Origin of the sequence: Acidovorax sp. Leaf160, from assembly GCF_001424265.1 — a bacterium.
GTDB lineage: Bacteria > Pseudomonadota > Gammaproteobacteria > Burkholderiales > Burkholderiaceae_C > Paracidovorax.
The window spans coordinates 310,638-327,041 of sequence record NZ_LMOV01000023.1; the positions used below are offsets into that span (position 1 = coordinate 310,638).

16 protein-coding genes and 1 pseudogene are annotated in these 16,404 nt (G+C 69.5%); 12 read left to right on the forward strand and 5 right to left on the reverse strand.

The window, feature by feature from the left end; all coding sequences use genetic code 11:
- Positions 1–12: 12 nt before the first annotated feature.
- The 10 genes from ASF94_RS11935 to ASF94_RS11980 are packed head-to-tail and all read left to right on the forward strand — an operon-like array spanning position 13 to position 10,952.
- A complete protein-coding gene (locus ASF94_RS11935; RefSeq protein WP_056666318.1) occupies positions 13–855 on the forward strand; it encodes an ABC transporter permease in 843 nt (280 codons plus the stop codon).
- Positions 856–857: 2 nt separating this feature from the next.
- A complete protein-coding gene (locus ASF94_RS11940) occupies positions 858–2,495 on the forward strand; it encodes an ABC transporter ATP-binding protein (protein ID WP_056666320.1) in 1,638 nt (545 codons plus the stop codon).
- Entirely contained in the window at positions 2,486–3,415 is a 930-nt protein-coding gene (locus ASF94_RS11945; protein WP_056666323.1) for a glyoxylate/hydroxypyruvate reductase A, read from the forward strand. The genes ASF94_RS11940 and ASF94_RS11945 overlap by 10 nt, the downstream gene beginning before the upstream one ends.
- 25 nt (positions 3,416–3,440) lie before the next feature.
- A complete protein-coding gene (locus ASF94_RS11950; RefSeq protein WP_056666326.1) occupies positions 3,441–4,832 on the forward strand; it encodes an aminotransferase in 1,392 nt (463 codons plus the stop codon).
- Positions 4,829–5,866 (forward strand): histone deacetylase family protein, encoded by a 1,038-nt coding sequence (locus ASF94_RS11955; RefSeq protein ID WP_056666327.1) that lies wholly within the window; start codon positions 4,829–4,831, stop codon positions 5,864–5,866. The genes ASF94_RS11950 and ASF94_RS11955 overlap by 4 nt, the downstream gene beginning before the upstream one ends.
- Before the next feature lie 28 nt (positions 5,867–5,894).
- Complete coding sequence (locus ASF94_RS11960) at positions 5,895–6,794, forward strand: DMT family transporter (RefSeq protein ID WP_056666329.1); 900 nt, start codon at positions 5,895–5,897, stop codon at positions 6,792–6,794.
- 31 nt (positions 6,795–6,825) lie between these two features.
- Positions 6,826–7,518: a GntR family transcriptional regulator gene (locus ASF94_RS11965; protein ID WP_056666333.1), complete on the forward strand. Its 693-nt coding sequence runs from the start codon at positions 6,826–6,828 to the stop codon at positions 7,516–7,518.
- Positions 7,519–7,553: 35 nt separating this feature from the next.
- Positions 7,554–8,582 carry a histone deacetylase family protein gene (locus tag ASF94_RS11970; RefSeq protein WP_056666335.1) on the forward strand — a complete coding sequence of 343 codons (1,029 nt, stop codon included), beginning with the start codon at positions 7,554–7,556 and terminating at the stop codon, positions 8,580–8,582.
- Positions 8,579–9,688: a phosphotransferase gene (locus tag ASF94_RS11975; RefSeq protein WP_056666339.1), complete on the forward strand. Its 1,110-nt coding sequence runs from the start codon at positions 8,579–8,581 to the stop codon at positions 9,686–9,688. The genes ASF94_RS11970 and ASF94_RS11975 overlap by 4 nt, the downstream gene beginning before the upstream one ends.
- Entirely contained in the window at positions 9,681–10,952 is a 1,272-nt protein-coding gene (locus ASF94_RS11980) for an aspartate aminotransferase family protein (RefSeq protein WP_056666340.1), read from the forward strand. Before ASF94_RS11975 ends, ASF94_RS11980 begins: the two co-directional genes overlap by 8 nt.
- A gap of 78 nt (positions 10,953–11,030) precedes the next feature.
- Here the strand turns inward: ASF94_RS11980 and ASF94_RS11985 are convergent, their stop codons facing one another.
- Positions 11,031–11,471, reverse strand: a complete 441-nt coding sequence (locus ASF94_RS11985) for an Lrp/AsnC family transcriptional regulator (RefSeq protein WP_056666343.1) — start codon at positions 11,469–11,471, stop codon at positions 11,031–11,033.
- A 128-nt stretch (positions 11,472–11,599) separates the two neighbouring features.
- On the opposite strand from ASF94_RS11985, the gene ASF94_RS11990 reads away from it, so the two are divergent.
- Positions 11,600–12,208, forward strand: a complete 609-nt coding sequence (locus tag ASF94_RS11990; protein WP_056666345.1) for a glutathione S-transferase N-terminal domain-containing protein — start codon at positions 11,600–11,602, stop codon at positions 12,206–12,208.
- Positions 12,209–12,300: 92 nt separating this feature from the next.
- Here the strand turns inward: ASF94_RS11990 and ASF94_RS11995 are convergent, their stop codons facing one another.
- The 4 genes from ASF94_RS11995 to ASF94_RS21300 form a co-directional block, all read right to left on the reverse strand.
- Complete coding sequence (locus ASF94_RS11995; protein WP_056666347.1) at positions 12,301–12,879, reverse strand: YceI family protein; 579 nt, start codon at positions 12,877–12,879, stop codon at positions 12,301–12,303.
- A 57-nt stretch (positions 12,880–12,936) separates the two neighbouring features.
- The gene (locus tag ASF94_RS12000; RefSeq protein WP_056666352.1) at positions 12,937–13,515 is read right to left on the reverse strand and encodes a YceI family protein; all 579 of its coding nucleotides are present in this window, start codon (positions 13,513–13,515) and stop codon (positions 12,937–12,939) included.
- A gap of 65 nt (positions 13,516–13,580) precedes the next feature.
- The gene (locus ASF94_RS12005) at positions 13,581–14,150 is read right to left on the reverse strand and encodes a cytochrome b (RefSeq protein WP_056666355.1); all 570 of its coding nucleotides are present in this window, start codon (positions 14,148–14,150) and stop codon (positions 13,581–13,583) included.
- A 296-nt stretch (positions 14,151–14,446) separates the two neighbouring features.
- The gene (locus ASF94_RS21300; protein ID WP_235505365.1) at positions 14,447–15,211 is read right to left on the reverse strand and encodes a TetR/AcrR family transcriptional regulator; all 765 of its coding nucleotides are present in this window, start codon (positions 15,209–15,211) and stop codon (positions 14,447–14,449) included.
- Positions 15,212–15,275: 64 nt separating this feature from the next.
- Here ASF94_RS21300 and ASF94_RS20860 point away from each other — a divergent pair.
- Positions 15,276–16,265, forward strand: a pseudogene (locus ASF94_RS20860) (efflux RND transporter periplasmic adaptor subunit); the annotation flags it as partial.
- Positions 16,266–16,404: the final 139 nt, after the last annotated feature.

The following is a 16,404-nucleotide window of genomic DNA, read 5'->3' on the forward strand; positions in this document are numbered from 1 at the left end:
GGAGCAACCCCCATGAAAAGCAGTTTCTGGCGGCGCTTTTGCCGCAACAAGGGCGCCGTCTTCGGCCTCGTCGTGCTGATGCTGGTCGGTCTGGTCACCGCGCTGGGGCCTTTCATCGCGCAGAACAGTCCCTGGGACATGGTCGGCATGCCGTTCGCGCATCCGGGCACCGAGGCGGGCCTGCCGCTGGGCACCGACACCATGGGCCGCGACATCTTCGCCGGCATCGTCGCCGGGGCTCGCGTGTCGCTGCTGATCGGCGTGGTGTCCACCGTGGTGTCGCTGCTGATTGGCGTATCCATCGGCGCCATCGCAGGCTATTTCGGCGGCTGGGTGGACGCCACGCTGATGCGCTTCACCGAACTGTTCCAGGCCGTGCCGAGCTTCGCACTGGCCATCGTGCTGGTGGCCATCTTCGAGCCCTCGGTGGCCTCCATCGTCACGGCCATCGCGGTCGTTTCGTGGCCGCCGGTGGCGCGGCTGGTGCGCAGCGAATTCCTCACGCTGCGCCAGCGCGACTTCGTGGCCGCCGCGCAGCTGGCGGGCCAGTCGACGCCGCGCATCATCCTCACCCAGATCCTGCCGAACGCGGCCTCGCCCATCGTGGTCATGGCCTCGCTGATGGTGGCCACGGCCATCCTGCTGGAATCGTCCCTGAGCTTCCTGGGCCTGGGCGACCCGAACCAGATGAGCTGGGGCTACATGGTCGGCTCGGCACGCACGGTGCTGCGCCAGGCCTGGTGGATGGCCGTGTTTCCGGGCATCGCCATCCTGCTCACGGTGCTGGCACTGAACCTGGTGGGCGAAGGCCTGAACGACGGCCTGAACGCGCGCGCCGACGGGAGAGGAAAATGAAGATGGAAAAGATCGAACTGCCGGTGCTGGACATCCAGGGCCTGGACATCCGCCTGCCCCGGGGCGCCGACCGCCCGCTCGCCGTGCAAGGCGCCTCGCTGCAGCTGCTGCCGGGCCAGACGCTCTGCGTGGTCGGCGAATCGGGCTCGGGCAAATCCATGATCGCCAACGCCATCATGGGCCTGCTGCCGCGGCCGCATGTGGAGCCCGTAGCCGGCAAGATCCTGTTCGACGGCCACGACCTGCTGCAGCTGACAGAGTCGCAGCTGCGCACGCTGCGCGGCCGGCGCATGGGCATGGTTTTCCAGGAGCCGATGACGGCGCTGAACCCGGTCATGCGCATCGGCGACCAGATCGCCGAGGTGTTCGATGCGCACGTGAGCCTGCCGGCGGCGGAGAAGCGTCAGCGCATCCTCGCGGCGCTGGCCGACGTGGGCCTGCCCGAGCCCGAGGTGCTGATCGACAGCTACCCCTTCCGCCTCTCGGGGGGCCAGCGCCAGCGGGTGATGATCGCCTGTGCGCTGGCGCTGGAGCCGGCCCTGCTGATCTGCGACGAGCCCACCACCGCGCTGGACGTGACTACCCAGGCGCAGATCCTGAAGCTCATCCGCGAACTCCAGCAGCGCAAAGGAACGGCGGTGCTGTTCATCACGCACGACTTCGGCGTGGTATCCGAGATCGCGGACCAGGTCGTCGTGATGCAGACCGGCCAGGTCGTCGAGGCCGGCCCCGCCGCCGCCGTGCTGGCCCGGCCGCAGCACGCCTACACGCGCAAGCTGATTGCGGCCATCCCGAATGGACAGGTGCGCCAGCCGTCCGAGGCGCGGGCGGTCGAGCACGTATTGCAGGTGCAGGACCTGCGCAAGACCTACGTGACCGGGGGCGGGCTGTTCAAGAAGGGCCGGCGCGTGGAGGCGGCCAAGGGACTGTCGTTCGACCTGCGGCGCGGGGAGACGCTGGGACTGGTGGGCGAATCCGGCTCGGGCAAGTCCACCGTGGGCCGCTGCATCGTCGGCCTGGCGCCGTTCGACAGCGGGCGCATCCTGTTCCGGGGCCGCACGCTGCAGTCAGGCGCACAGTTCCGCCAGCAGACGCAGGGCAAGATCCAGATGGTCTTCCAGGACCCCTATGCCTCGCTGAACCCGCGCCACCGCATCGGCGCGGCCATTGCGCAGGGCCCCATCGCCCAGGGCCTCTCCAAGCAAGAGGCCATGGCCCGCGCCATGCAGCTGCTGGAGCTCGTGGGGCTCAAGGCCGACGCGGCCGACCGCTTCCCGCATGAATTCTCCGGCGGGCAGCGCCAGCGCATCGGCATCGCACGGGCACTGGCCATGGAGCCCCAGCTGCTCGTGGCCGACGAGCCCGTTTCCGCGCTCGACGTATCGGTGCAGGCCCAGGTGCTCAAGCTGTTCGCCGAGGTGCGCGAGCGCTTCCAGCTGGCGATGGTCTTCATCACCCACGACCTGCGCGTGGCCGGCGAGATGTGCGACCACCTCGCCGTGATGCAGCGCGGCGAGATCGTCGAGTACGGCGAGACGGCCAAGGTGCTGGCCGATCCGCGGCATGCCTACACGCGCACGCTGATCGAGGCGCAGCCCCGACTGTCGGCCGCAGCGGAGGTGGCCCGCACATGCGACTGAACGACATGCGCCTGAACATCGCCCTGGTCTCCGACCAGATTGCCATGGACTACCTGTGCCCGGCCTTCTCCGAGCGCTTTCCGCACGCCACGCTGCACCGCTTCGACACCGAGATGCAGTCGCCCGATGCGCTCGCCGACATAGACGTGGCGGTCTGCTGGTCGCCTCCGCTCGGCCTGCTCGCCCGCATGCCGCGGCTGCGGCTGATCCAGTCGGTGGGCGCGGGCACCGACCACATCACGCGCGACCCGGAGCTGCCCGGCGTGCCGATCTGCCGCATCGTCGATGCCGAGATGGCGGCGGGCATGAACGCCTACGTGGCCTGGGCCGTGGTCCATGGCCAGCGCCACATGGCCGGCTACCTGGACAGCCAGCGCCGCGCCACCTGGCAGGAAGCCCTCGTGGTGCCGCCGGGACGCCACCGCGTGGGCATCGCCGGGCTGGGCGTTCTGGGCCAGTCGGCCGCACGCGCCCTGGCGGCCATCGGCTACGCGGTGCGCGGCTGGAGCCGCAGCCCCAAAAGCGGGCTGCCCGAGGGGGTGCAGGTCTTCCACGGCGACGCGGGGCGCGAAGCGTTCCTCGCGGGTTGCGACACGCTGGTCTGCCTGCTGCCGCTGAACGAGGGCACGCGCGGCATCCTGAACGCCGGGCTGTTCGCCCAGCTGCCGCGCGGCGCCCACCTCGTCAACGCAGGGCGCGGCGCGCACCTTGTGCAGGACGACCTGCTCGCCGCGCTGGAGAGCGGGCAGATCGCCTCGGCCGTACTGGACGCCTTCGTCGAAGAGCCGCTGCCCGCCGCGCACCCCTTCTGGCACCACCCGCGCATCACCGTCACCCCGCACATCGCCACGCGCACCGGTCCCGAGACCATCGCGCGGCTGACGCAAGACCACCTGGCTCAGCTTTCCGCGATCGCCTGAGCGTCCGAACCACCGAGGAGCCCCCATGGCCAAAGACACGATGAGCACCGGCGCCAAAGACGTCGCCACCCACCTGCACTCCTACACCAACCTGGCCGCGCTGCCGCAGACGCCGCCGCTCGTGATCGTGGGCGGCGACGGCATCCACGTCGTCGACGACCAGGGCAAGCGCTACGTCGAGGCCATGTCCGGCCTGTGGTGCGCCTCGCTGGGCTTCTCCAACCAGCGCCTGGCGGCCGCGGGCGCCAGGGCACTGCAGACCCTGCCCTACTACCACACGTTCAACCAGCGCACCAACGTGGCCGTGGCCGACCTGGCCGAAAAGCTGTTGGCGCTGGCACCCGTGCCCATGGCCCGCGTGTTCTTCGCCAACTCGGGTTCGGAGGCCAACGACAGCGCGGTCAAGATGGTCTGGTACTACCACAACGCCATCGGCAAGCCGGCCAAGAAAAAGATCATCGCGCGGCGCAACGCCTACCACGGCGTGACCGTGGCCGCAGCCAGCCTGGGCGGGCTGGACGGCAACCACCGTGACTTCGACCTGCCCATCGCCACCGCGCCGGCCGCGCGCTTTCTGCACGTGGACTGCCCGCACCACTACCGCTACGCGCACGATGGGGAATGCGAACAGGACTTCTCCACCCGCCTGGCCCGCCAGCTCGAAGAGCGCATCCTGGCCGAAGGCCCAGACACCGTGGCAGCCTTCATCGCCGAACCGGTGATGGGCGCCGGCGGTGTGCTGGTGCCGCCGGCCGGCTACTTCGAGAAGGTGCAGGCAGTGCTGCGCAAGTACGACGTGCTGCTGATCGCCGACGAGGTGATCTGCGGCTTCGGCCGCACCGGCAACATGTTCGGATCCACCACCCTCGGCCTGCAGCCCGACATCCTGTGCTGCGCCAAGGCGCTCTCCTCGGGCTATGTGCCGATCTCGGCCGTGATGGTGAACGACAAGGTGCACGGCGCCATCGCCGCACACAGCGGCAGGCTGGGCAGCTTCGGCCATGGCTACACCTACTCGGGCCACCCGGTGGCCTGCGCCGTCGCGCTGGAGACGCTGCAGGTGTACGAGGACGAAAGGTTGATCGACCATGTGCGGGACCTGGCCCCGGCGTTCCAGGCCGGCATCCGCTCCTTCGCGGGCCGGCCCTGGGTCGGCAACGTGCGCGGCGTGGGCCTGATCGGCGCCATCGAACTGATGGCCGACAAGGCCGCGCGCACGCCGTTCGCGGCCGACCGCAAGGCCGGCTACCGCTTCGCCGCGCTGGCGCTGGAAGAAGGCCTCATCGTGCGCGCCATGGGCGACAGCATCGGCCTGTGCCCGCCGCTCATCATCACCGCGGAAGAGATGGCCGACCTGTTCGCGCGCTTCACGCGCGCGATGGACCGCTTCGACGCCGAAATGGAAGTCCAGCCATGAAAGCCTTCTTCTCCGACGACCAACTGCTGCACGACCCGCAGCAGTACATGCGCGTGGGCCGCATCTGCAAGCCGGCCGATCTGCCCACGCGCGCAGAGGCGCTGATGGGCACGCTGGCCGCGCGCGGCATCACCGTCACCGCGCCGCCCGAGGCCGGCCGCGAGGCGCTGGAACTCGTTCACGCGCCCGACTACCTCGACTATCTGGAGACGGCGTTCGAGCGCTGGCAGCAGATCGAGTCCTTCGGCCTGCAGCCCGGCATCGAGGTCCTGCCCAACATGTCGCCGCATGGCCCGCGCGAGGGCGCCTGCCCCTCGCCCGCCATGCTGGCGCAGACAGGCTGGTACGTGGGCGATCTGTCCTGCCCGATCGGCCCGCACACCTGGCGCTCGGTGCTGCGGTCGGCCCACGCGGCGCTGGCCGCAGCCGAGACGGTGCGCGACGCGGGCGGTGTGGCCTATGCGCTGTGCCGGCCTTCGGGGCACCATGCGCAGCGTGCGCGCGCGGCCGGCTTCTGCTACGTGAACAACAGCGCCATCGCCGCTGCCACGCTGCGCCAGACGCATGCACGCGTGGCCGTGCTCGACATCGACGCGCACCACGGCGACGGCACGCAGCAGATCTTCTATGCACGGGGCGACGTGCTCACCATTTCCACCCACGCCGATCCCGCCAGCTACTACCCCTGGTACACGGGCTACGCGCACGAGCGCGGCACGGGAGAAGGCGAAGGCTGCAACCTGAACCTGCCGCTGGCGCACGGCAGCGGCAACGCCGAATTCGCGCAGGCCCTGGACGCGGCCACCGCCGCCATCGAGCGCTTCGCGCCCCAGGCCCTGGTGCTGCCGCTGGGCTTCGACACCTACCGGGACGATCCGATCAGCGTGCTGAAGTTCGACATGGACGCCTTCCGCCTGGCCGGGGCGCGCGTGCGTGCGCTGGGCCTGCCTACCGTGGTCGTGCAGGAAGGCGGCTACATGGTGGGCGCAATCGGCGCGGCGCTCGACGCTTTCCTCGAAGGGCTCCGGCCATGATGGCCTGGTGCGCTCTACGGCACGGCGCATGACCACCCTGCCCGCCCCGTCCCAGCCATCTGCCGCGCGTGGAGACAGCGCGGCCGCCGGCGTCGCGCTGTTCCTCTGCGCGCTGGTGCTGTTCGCGGCCTACGACGCGTTCGCCAAGCACATGGTGGCGCACTACCCGCCGGCCGTCGTGAACCTGGGGCGGTACAGCGCTATCGCCCTGCTGGCCTTCGCGCTCCTGCTGCGCCATGGCGACCTGCGCATCTGGCGCCAGCCGCACCAGCGGCTGCTGGCGGCGCGCAGCGTGGCGCTGGCCGTGGTGGCCACCTGCTTCATGGCGGCGCTGGTCACCATGCCGCTGGCGGAGGCCACGGCCATCTATTTCACGGCGCCGCTGATCATGGTGGCGCTCTCACCCTGGCTGCTCGGCGAACGCGTGGGCCGCACGCAGTGGACAGCCGTGCTGCTCGGCTTTGCGGGCATGCTGTGCATCGTGCGACCCGGCGGCAGCCTGCCGCTTGCCGGCACGCTGCTCATGGCCGTCTCAGCCGTCTGCTATGCCGTGTTCCAGGTGCTCACGCGCAAGCTCTCCGGCCTGGTGCCCGCTCCCATGCAATTCGCGCACACGGCCCTGGCCTGCCTGCTGATCACCAGCCTGCCGATGCTGTTCACCACTTCCACCGCGCTGCCGCCCTGGCCCGAGGCGGCCGTGCTGGCGGCCGGCGGCGCGATCAGCGGCAGCGCTCAGCTGCTGTTGCTGGCCGCGTTCCGCCGCGTGGGCGCGGCCACGCTGGCGCCACTCAACTATGTGCAATTGCTGCTGGCCGTCTTGATCAGCACGCTGTGGTTCGAGCGGCCGCCGGACACCCCGGCACTGCTGGGCATGGCGCTGATCGCCATCGCCGGGGTGTCGCTCGCACGCGGGCGCCGTCCGGCATGATTCCGGGCACACGCAAGACAGGAAACACGACATGAGCACCCGAATCAGCCCCTCCGGCGCCGCGGCACCCGCCTTCTCCTCGATCCAGGTGCCCGACCTGGTCGGCGTGGTCGAAACCCAGCTGCAGGACGCGATCCTCTCGGGCCGGATCGCGCCGGGCGAGCGCATCGTCGAGGCCGAGCTCGCCCGCCAGATGGGCGTGAGCCGCGCGCCCGTGCGCGAGGCGGCGCGCCGGCTCGAAAGCCTGGGCCTGCTGGTCTCGCGCCCCCGCCACGGCTTCACGGTGCGCACGGTCTCGGCCAAGCAGGTGTGCGATCTGTACGACGTGCGCATCCAGCTCGAACTGCTGGGCGCAGCGCTGGCCTGCCAGCATGCGAGCGATGCCGAGCTGGCCGGGCTCGATGCGCGGGTGGACGACATGGTCGCGCGTGCCGAGGTCCTGCCTTCGGCCGAGCGGGTGGCGCTGGACCTGGACTTCCACTTCGCGATCAGCGCGCTGTCGGGCAACCACTATCTGCACCGCCTGTTCGACAACATGCAGACCGAGGTGCGCATGTTCCTCGCCCTGAGCGAAGGCAGCTACGGCGACCTCAAGGCCCTGGCCGAGACGCACCGGCCCATCGCCCACGCGCTGGCCCGGCGCGACGTGGAAGCCGTGCAGCACGCGCTGCGCTTTCACCTGGAAGACGCCAAGGCGCATGCAGCCAGCCTGTTCAAGACCTGAGAAAGATCCTCCTCACCGGACCCGGAAAGCCCTGCATGAAAGTCATCTACAGCGACCAGCACGTCGGCCACGATCCCCAGCAATTCATCGTGCGCGGTCGCATGAAGCGCAGCAACGAGCAGCCCGAGCGCGGCACGCTGCTGCTGCAGGCCGCGCGCCGGCAAGGCCATGACATCCTGGCGCCCGAAGACTTCGGCCCCGGCCCGCGCGCGGCGATCCACACGCCGCAGTACCTGCGCTTCCTGGAGACCGCGTGGGAACGCTGGCAGCAGCTGGAAGGCGCATCCGAAGAGGTCCTGCCCAACGTCCATCCGTTCCCGGGCCAGCCCTTCACCTACCCCGACAGCCTGGTCGGCCAGGCCGGCTACCACATGGGCGACATGGCCTGCTCCATCGGCCGGCACACCTGGCATGCCGCGACCTGGTCGGCGCACGTCGCCACCCACGCGGCCCAGCTCGTGCTGGAGGGCGAGCATGCCGCCTATGCGCTGTGCCGCCCACCAGGCCACCATGCCTACGCCGATCGTGCCAACGGCTTCACCTACCTCAACAACGCCGCTATCGCCGCCCAGCACCTGCGCCAGCGGCACGACCGGGTGGCCATCCTCGACATCGACGTGCACCACGGCAACGGCACGCAGGGCATCTTCTGGCGCCGCAGGGACGTGCTGACCGTCTCGCTGCATGCCGACCCGCACTTCTGCACGCCCTTCTTCACGGGCCATGCGCACGAGGTCGGTGAAGGAGAAGGCCTGGGCTACAACCTGAACCTGCCGCTGGCCCGGGGCACCCGGGACGACGGCTTCCTGGCCGCGCTGGCCACGGCCGCCGCCACGGTCCGTGCCTATGCGCCCGGCGCGCTCGTCGTGGCGCTGGGCCTGGATGCGCACGAACACGATCCCTACCAGATGCTGGCCGTCAGCACGCCGGGCTTCGGCCGCATCCTGGGCGAGATCGCACGGCTGGGCCTGCCCACGGTGCTGGTGCAGGAAGGCGGCTACCTGTCCGAGGACCTGGGGCCGAATCTGGAAAGCGCTCTGGCGGGATTCGAGGGTGCGGCATGAACATGCACGACCTGGACACAGCGATCCGCGCGGCCCTGCCCGAAGCAGCCGTGCTCACTGCACCGCCCGCACCCGTCGACACCAACTGGGCCGCCGCCCTGCTGCAGCGCCTGCATGGCCTGCAGGGCCGGCTCCAGCCGCTCACGGGCGAACGCGATGCCAACTTCCTGCTGGAGCCGGACGGCGGCGGCCCGCGCTGCATGCTCAAGCTCTCGCACCCCGACGAAGACCCCATCGTCGCGGACTTCCAGACACAGGCCCTGCTGCACATCGCCCGCACCGACCCCGGCCTGCCCGTGCAGCGCCTGCTGCCCGACCGGCACGGCGCACCCTCGGCGCAGATCGAGGACGCCGAAGGCCGCACGCGCGTGGCCCGCGTGTTCAGCTATCTCGAAGGCCAGCCCATGCCGCAGGCACCGCGCTCTTCGGCGCAGCGCAGCAGCGTGGCCCGCATGCTGGCCCGGCTGGACCGAGCCCTGGCCGGCCTGGATCACCCCGCCGCCGCACGCGAGCTGCCGTGGGACATCCAGCGCGCCGACCGCGTGCGCCCACTGCTCGCGCACGTGGCCGACCCGGCCCGCCGCGCCCTGGCCGAAGCCGCGCTCGACGGATTCGCGCGGCGCACGAAGCCGGTGCTGGCCAGCCTGCGCCGCCAGCCGATCCACAACGACTTCAACCTCTACAACCTGCTCGTCGACCCGGCGGAGCCTTCCCGCGTCGCCGGCATCCTGGACTTCGGCGATATGGTGCACGCGCCGCTGGTGGACGACCTCGCCGTCGCGGCCTCGTACCACCTCGACGCGGAAAGCCAGGCCCCGGGCGAAGCGCTGGCCACCATCGCGCGGTTCGCGGCCGACTACCACGCCGTCTCGCCGCTGGCCGAAGCAGAAACCTTCGCCCTGCTCGACCTCGTGCGGGCGCGCCTGGCGATGGTGGTGGCGATCAGCGGCTGGCGCGCCGCCAGACAGCCGGACAACGCGCCCTACCTCCTGCGCAACAACGCGATTTCGTGGGCACGCCTCGCCGCCTGCGCAGACCTCACCCCGGAACAGGTGCAGCACGCCATACACGCCGCCCGCAGCACCCAGGAGCCGACCCATGCCTGACACCACTTCCACCGCCGGCCTGCTGGCACGCCGCGCGCGCCTGCTGAGCCCGGCCTACCGGCTGTTCTACGATGAGCCGTTCCATCCCGTGCGCGGCGAAGGCGTGTGGCTCTACGACGCCGCCGGCACCCCTTGGCTGGATGCCTACAACAACGTCGTGCCGCTGGGCCATGCGCGGCCCGAAGTGGTGGAAGCCATTGCGCGCCAGGCTTCGGTGCTCAACACGCACACCCGTTACCTGCACGAGGGCATCCTCGACTACGCAGAACGGCTGCTGGCCACCATGCCGCCCGAACTCGGCCACGCCACCTTCACCTGCACCGGCAGCGAGGCCAACGACCTGGCGATGCGCATCGCCACCGCCCACACCGGAGGCACCGGCCTCATCGTGACGCGCTTCGCCTACCACGGCGTGACCTCGGCGCTGGCCTGCGCCTCGCCCTCGCTGGGACAGTACGTGCGCATCGGCGACCATGTGCGACTGGTCGATGCTCCCGAAGGCGGCGACGCGGGGACGGGACAGCGCTTCGCCGACGGCGTGCGCGCGGCCATCGCCGACCTGCAGGCCCACGGCCTGAAACCCGCCGCGCTGCTGGTGGACACGGTGTTCTCCAGCGACGGCGTGTTCACGGGCCCGGCCGGCTTTCTGCAGGGTGCCGTGGATGCCATCCACGCGGCCGGCGGCGTGTTCATCGCCGATGAGGTGCAGCCTGGCTTCGGCCGTACGGGCGAGGCCTTCTGGGGGTTTCTGCGGCACGGCGTGGTGCCCGACATCGTCACCATGGGCAAACCCATGGGCAACGGACATCCGGTCGCGGGCCTCGCGGTGCGGCCGGAGGTCATGAAGGCCTTCGGCCAGGCGAGCCGCTACTTCAACACCTTCGGCGGCAACCCCGTCTCGATGGCAGCGGCCTCTGCCGTGCTGGGCGTGATCGAACAGAACGACCTGCAGGCCAACGCCCTGCAGGTGGGCACCTATCTGCGGGAAAGGCTCGCAGCGCTGGGCGAGCGCCACGCCATCGTCGGCGAGGCGCGCGGCGCCGGCCTGTTCGTGGGCCTGGAACTGCTGGCCGATCGCACCACGCGCGCACCGGCCACGGCCCAGGCCGCCCGGGTGGTCAACGGCCTGCGCCGGCGCCAGGTACTGCTGAGCGCGACCGGCCCTGACGGCAACGTGCTCAAGATCCGGCCCCCGCTGGTGTTCCAGCGCGAGCATGCAGACCTGCTGGTGGAGCGCCTGGATGAGGTGCTGAGCGCACTGTAGATCTCTGCCGGCTGCAGTGCCGCCGCCCCGCCCGGCCGCCCGTGCATCGAACGAATGCAGCAGGAGGCAGCGTGGCGGCTACAGCGGTACCGTCACCGCCTTGCGCACCGGGCTGGAGAGCACCAGCGAGGTGGTGACCGCCCCGTGCGCGGCCAATGCATCCACCACGCGCTCCAGATCCGCCGGCTGGGCGATGGCGCAGCGCACGATGAAGCAGTCCTCGCCGGTCACGCGATCGGCCTCCAACACCTCGGGCATCTGCTGGAAGATCTGCACATAGGACGCGATGCCCGCATGCGTGGTCTGTATGCGGATGATCGCCTGCAGCCCCACGCCGATGGCGCGCAGGTTGACCCGCGCGCCGTAGCCCTCGATGACGCCCGCCGCCTCCAGCTTGCGCACCCGCTCGCTCATCGCAGGTTGCGACAGACCGATGCGCTTGCCCAGCCCGGCCAGGCTCTGCCGTGCATCGGCTTGCAGCGCCTGCAGGATCAGGCGGTCTTTCTTGTCCAGTTCCATCGCTTCGCTTCCTCGGTGGGCAGATGAGTCATCGGTACAGGCCGGCCATTTCCGATGCCTGCCCCTTCCTGCCGGCGGCGGGTGCGGGCTATCGTTGTCATCCTCTGTCTCCATCGACCCCGTCCGCCATGCAACTCATCGGAATGTTTGATTCTCCCTATGTGCGCCGCGTTGGCGTGTCGCTGCACCTGCTGGGCCTGCCGTTCGAGCACGTGCCGCTGTCGGTGTTCAGCACCTTCGAAGCCTTTGGCCGCGTCAACCCGGTGGTCAAGGCGCCCACGCTGGTGTGCGAAACAGGTGAGGTGCTGATGGATTCGAGCCTGATCCTGCAGTGGGCCGACACGCTGGGCGACAGGCGGCTGGCGCCGCCCGAACCCGCCGCACTGCGCCGCGACATGCGTCTGGCCGGGCTGGCTCTGGCCGCGTGCGAGAAGACCGTGCAGATCGTCTATGAGCGCAATCTGCGGCCGGCCGAAAAGCAGCACCAGCCGTGGCTGGACCGCGTGCAGGGCCAGCTCCACGCGGCCTTCGGTGCGCTGGAGACCGGGCTGGCGCAGGCCCCGCTGGCGCCCGAAACGGCCGCCCTGACGCAAGGCGGCGTGGCCACGGCCGTGGCCTGGAGCTTCACGCAGCTGCTCCTGCCGGGCCAGGTGCAGGCGCAGGGGCATCCGTGCATCGCGGCCTTCGCCGAAGCGGCGGAGCGGCTGCCGGCCTTTCTGGCCTGTCCGCAGACCTGACCGCAAAGAAAAAGGGCCGGCCCGGTCGCCCGCAGCCAGCCCTCCACGCGCGGCCGCCAGCGAACTGGCAGCCCCACGGGTTCAACCGCCGATCACTGCTTGACGGCTTCGATCTGCGCCACGATGCGCACGTTCTTCGGCATGCCGAACTGCACGCCGTAGTCCACGCCGAACTGGGTGCGGTCGATGGTGGTCTCGAAGTCGCCGCCGCAGACTTCACGCTTGAGCATGGGGCTCTGGTAGCAGGCGAACTGGTTGGCCTTGAACGTAGCCGGTTGCGCCTTGCCCTTGATGGTCAGCTCGCCCGTGACGGACACCAGCTTGTCGCCCTCGAAGACGAACTTGTCGCCCACGAACCTGGCCGTGGGGTACTTCGCGGCGTCGAAGATGTCGGCGCTCTGCAGGTGCTTGTCGAACGGAGCCACGCCTGTGTTGATGGAATTGATCTGGAAGGTGATGTCCACCTTGCCGGTCTTGGCGGCCTTGTCCAGTTCCACGGTGCCTTCCTTCTTGTCGAAACGGCCGCGGTTCACGGCGGCGCCGAAGTGGCTGATCTCGAACGTGGCGAAGGTATGGGTGGGTTCCACCGCGTAGGTGGCGGTTTCGGCGCGCGCGGCGCCGGCAGCCAGGGTGGCGGCCACGGCGGCCAGGGCGAAAAGAGATTTGCGCATGTCGATAGCTCCAGGTTGAAGGAAGAACGAAGAAAAAAGGAGAAGCGAAAAACAGTGTCAGAGCTTGCCCACGCCGGTCAGCGCGAGCTTGAACTTCACCTGAACGTCGTCGGCCACCATCGAGGTGTCGGCCCATTCGTTCTCGCCGATCTTGAACGCCAGGCGCTTGATGCCGAAGGCACCGGTGGCGGTGGTGATGTTGCCGCTCTGCGTGAGGGTCACGGGCACCGTCACGTCCTGCGTGGCGCCCTTGATGCTCAGCTTGCCGGCCACGTCGTATTTGCCGGGGCCGGTGGCCTTGATGGCGGTGGACTGGAAGGTGGCCTGCGGAAACTTCGGCACGTTGAACCAGACGGCCTTGGGCAGCTCGGCATCGGATTCCTTGACGCCCAGCGTGGCGCTGCCGGTATCCACCGTGAAGGCGATCTTGCTGGTGGCCGGCTTGGCCGGGTCGAAGGCGACCTGGGCGTCGAACTTCTTGAAGCGGCCTTCCACCGGCACGCCCATCTGCTTGCTCACGAAGAGGATTTCGCTCTGCGCGGGCACCAGGGCCTGCTGGGCCCAGGCGGGCGCTGCCGCCATCAATGCGCTGGAGGCGAAGGCCAGGCCGGCCAGGGAGGTGGTCAGAACACGCATGGAGAAACTCCGTCAGGAAAAAAGGGAAAGGGAAAACAGGGAAAAGCGGGGGAGGAACGAGGCGCTCAGCCCCGCCCCGGCAACATGCGCGAGAGCAGGCCGTCGCGGTCGATGACATGGTGCTTGAGCGCAGCCGCCACATGTAGCACCACCAACGCCGCCAGCGCGTAGGCCGTGATCTCGTGCCAGGGCTTGATGGCCTCGGCCAGTTCGGGGCTCACGGGCACGAAGCTCGGCAGCGGCACGATGCCCAGGAACACGATGGGAAAGCCCGCCGCGGAGCTATAGGCCCAGCCCACCAGCGGCACGATGAAGAAGAGCGCGTAGAGCAGATGATGGGTGGCATGGTGCGCCACTTGCTGCCAGCGCGGCATGGCGTGCTCGATCGCCGCCGGCAGCGCGGGCGGGCGGTGCGTGATGCGCCAGACGAGGCGCAGCACCGACAGCGTGAGGATGGTGACGCCGGCCCACTTGTGCCAGTTGTAGAGCTTCAGCCGCTGGGGCGAGAACGGCAGCCCCGTCATGTACCAGCCCACGCAGAACACCGCCACGATGGCGAGTCCCACCACCCAGTGCAGGGCGATGGCGGTGGCGCTGTAACGCGCCGGGGCAGAAGTGGGCAAGGCTGAAGACATGGGTTTCGTGGGGAAGCAGACAGGGGGGCCTGGAACGGCCCGCCGGGCAGCGAGCGCCGTGGCAGTCTAGAGGCCAGGCCGTGCGCCAAGTTTCAACGAAATTGAGCCACCGATTCAAAAAAGATGAATTAGTCGGAGGCTTGACGGGGGCTTGAACGGCGGCCTCCGTCAACGGGCGAGCGGTCTCGCCGCCTCCTTGCCTCCTCGCCGCATCGGCGCCCCCTCACAGCCAGCGCCGTGCCCCTGCCATCCCGCTGCCCGAGTCCGCCCGCAGCGTGACGACCGCGACGGGCGGACTACCTGGACTTCCCACCCTGCGGCACCCCCAGCATGGCGTTGTCGGCCGTGCCACGGTCTTGCGTGACCTGGCCCGGTAATGCGCTGTCACCGGGCAGCAGGCGCCCGATGACCTCGCTATAGATGGCTTCGAGCAACTGCGGATCGGCAGGATGGTCCGTCAGCCTGCGAAAGGCCGTGCCTTCCGCCAGGACCGCCATGAACTCCACCCGGGCCGAGATCTCTCGATCACTGAGGTGCGGATGGTCTTGCCGCACGGCCTCCACGCCCTGCGCGTGCAGTCTCCGGTCGGCAGCACGCACGATCTCGGCCACGGCCGGATTCCGGGTGGCTTCCGCGGTGACTTCCAGCAGCAGCGCATGGTCGTCTTTTTCCGCGCGCTCGTCGGAGAAAAGGCGGCGGGCCAGCATCCGGGGCCGGTCGATCTGCCGCGCAGTGCTGGCGACCCACTCCAGTCTTTGCGAAACGATCCGTTCGACGATGGCGTGGACGATGGCTTCCTTGTTGGCGAAATAGCGGTAGACCTGCCCCACGCTCATCTGCGCGCGCGCGGCGATCTCGGCCATGCTGGAGGCGTGGAACCCGCGCCGCAAGACGCACTCGCGCGCGGCGGTCACGATTTCGTTGCGGCGCAATTCATCGCGCTCGGCTTTGGTGGGCCGCGCTGCCGGCAGCTGGCCGGTGGTCCGGCGGTCGGATTTTTTCAAGATCTTTACCTTGGCGAAATGTATGTAGCTCTCACAGAAATGAGAATGAACGTTCACACCCAAAAAACAGCTTGGTATGAACCATAGACAGAACAATGCGCGGCGGGGTTCCCGTCTCCTGATGGCCCTTGCCTGCTCCGGCCTTCTGGTCACGGCCTGCAGCAAGTCTGACGCACCGCCCGCGCGCGGCCCGGCCGAAGTGGGCGTGGTCACCCTCAAGACGCAGCCGGTCGCGCTGACGACGGAACTGGCCGGTCGCACCGCCGCATCGCTGTCGAGCGACGTGCGGCCGCAGGTGGGGGGCATCGTCAAGGCCCGCAAATTCGAAGAGGGTGCCTTGGTTCGCGCCGGCCAGGTGCTGTATCTCATTGATCCCGCCACGTACCAGGCAGCGGCCGACCAGGCGGCGGCATCGCTCGCCAATGCGCAGGCGGCGGTGTCGGCCGCACGATTGAAGGACGAGCGCTACACCGACCTGCTGAAAATCGAGGGCGTGTCGCGCCAGGACGCCGACGACGCCCGCGCCGCCTACCAGCAGGCGCTGGCTGCCGTCGCGCTGCAGAAGGCCGCGCTGGCCAGCGCCCGCATCAACCTCGAATACACGCAGGTCCGGGCTCCCATCTCCGGGCGCATCGGCAAGTCCAGCGTGACGCCGGGTGCGCTGGTCACCGCCAGCCAGACCGACGCGCTGGCCACCATCCGCGCGCTGGACCCGATCTATGTCGATCTGACCCAGTCCAGCGCTTCGCTGCTGCGCCTGCGCCAGCTGCTGTCGGCCGATGGCGTCCTGCCGGGCAGCACGGCGGTCAAGCTGAAGCTGGAGGACGGCTCGTCCTACGCGCGCACCGGCAAACTCAAGTTCAGCGAAGTGGCGGTGGACGAAGCGACGGGCTCGGTCACCTTGCGGGCCGAGTTTCCCAACCCCGACGGCACCCTGCTGCCCGGCATGTACGTGCGGGCCGTGCTCGACGAGGCCGTCGACCAGAAGGGCCTGCTGGCGCCGCAGCAGGGCATCAGCCGCGACCCCAAGGGCCAGGCGACGGCCCTGGTCGTGGGGGACGGAGACAAGGTCCGCAGCGTGGCGGTGACCACCCAGCGTTCCATCGGCGACCAGTGGCTGGTCAGCGACGGCCTGTCTGCGGGCGACCGCCTGGTGGTGGAGGGCAGCGGCAAGTCAAAGCGGGCGACACGGTCAAGCCGGTGGAGGTCACCACGAGCAAAGCCCCGGTGGCCGCCACGGCGCCAGCCAA

Excerpts from the sequence above, each read along its gene's own strand:
- ASF94_RS11935 (WP_056666318.1), top strand. The coding sequence starts at position 13 with ATGAAAAGCAGTTTCTGGCGGCGCTTTTGCCGCAACAAGGGCGCCGTC.
- ASF94_RS11940 (WP_056666320.1), top strand. The coding sequence starts at position 858 with ATGGAAAAGATCGAACTGCCGGTGCTGGACATCCAGGGCCTGGACATC.
- ASF94_RS11945 (WP_056666323.1), top strand. The coding sequence starts at position 2,486 with ATGCGACTGAACGACATGCGCCTGAACATCGCCCTGGTCTCCGACCAG.
- ASF94_RS11950 (WP_056666326.1), top strand. The coding sequence starts at position 3,441 with ATGGCCAAAGACACGATGAGCACCGGCGCCAAAGACGTCGCCACCCAC.
- ASF94_RS11955 (WP_056666327.1), top strand. The coding sequence starts at position 4,829 with ATGAAAGCCTTCTTCTCCGACGACCAACTGCTGCACGACCCGCAGCAG.
- ASF94_RS11960 (WP_056666329.1), top strand. The coding sequence starts at position 5,895 with ATGACCACCCTGCCCGCCCCGTCCCAGCCATCTGCCGCGCGTGGAGAC.
- ASF94_RS11965 (WP_056666333.1), top strand. The coding sequence starts at position 6,826 with ATGAGCACCCGAATCAGCCCCTCCGGCGCCGCGGCACCCGCCTTCTCC.
- ASF94_RS11970 (WP_056666335.1), top strand. The coding sequence starts at position 7,554 with ATGAAAGTCATCTACAGCGACCAGCACGTCGGCCACGATCCCCAGCAA.
- ASF94_RS11975 (WP_056666339.1), top strand. The coding sequence starts at position 8,579 with ATGAACATGCACGACCTGGACACAGCGATCCGCGCGGCCCTGCCCGAA.
- ASF94_RS11980 (WP_056666340.1), top strand. The coding sequence starts at position 9,681 with ATGCCTGACACCACTTCCACCGCCGGCCTGCTGGCACGCCGCGCGCGC.
- ASF94_RS11985 (WP_056666343.1), bottom strand. The coding sequence starts at position 11,471 with ATGGAACTGGACAAGAAAGACCGCCTGATCCTGCAGGCGCTGCAAGCC.
- ASF94_RS11990 (WP_056666345.1), top strand. The coding sequence starts at position 11,600 with ATGCAACTCATCGGAATGTTTGATTCTCCCTATGTGCGCCGCGTTGGC.
- ASF94_RS11995 (WP_056666347.1), bottom strand. The coding sequence starts at position 12,879 with ATGCGCAAATCTCTTTTCGCCCTGGCCGCCGTGGCCGCCACCCTGGCT.
- ASF94_RS12000 (WP_056666352.1), bottom strand. The coding sequence starts at position 13,515 with ATGCGTGTTCTGACCACCTCCCTGGCCGGCCTGGCCTTCGCCTCCAGC.
- ASF94_RS12005 (WP_056666355.1), bottom strand. The coding sequence starts at position 14,150 with ATGTCTTCAGCCTTGCCCACTTCTGCCCCGGCGCGTTACAGCGCCACC.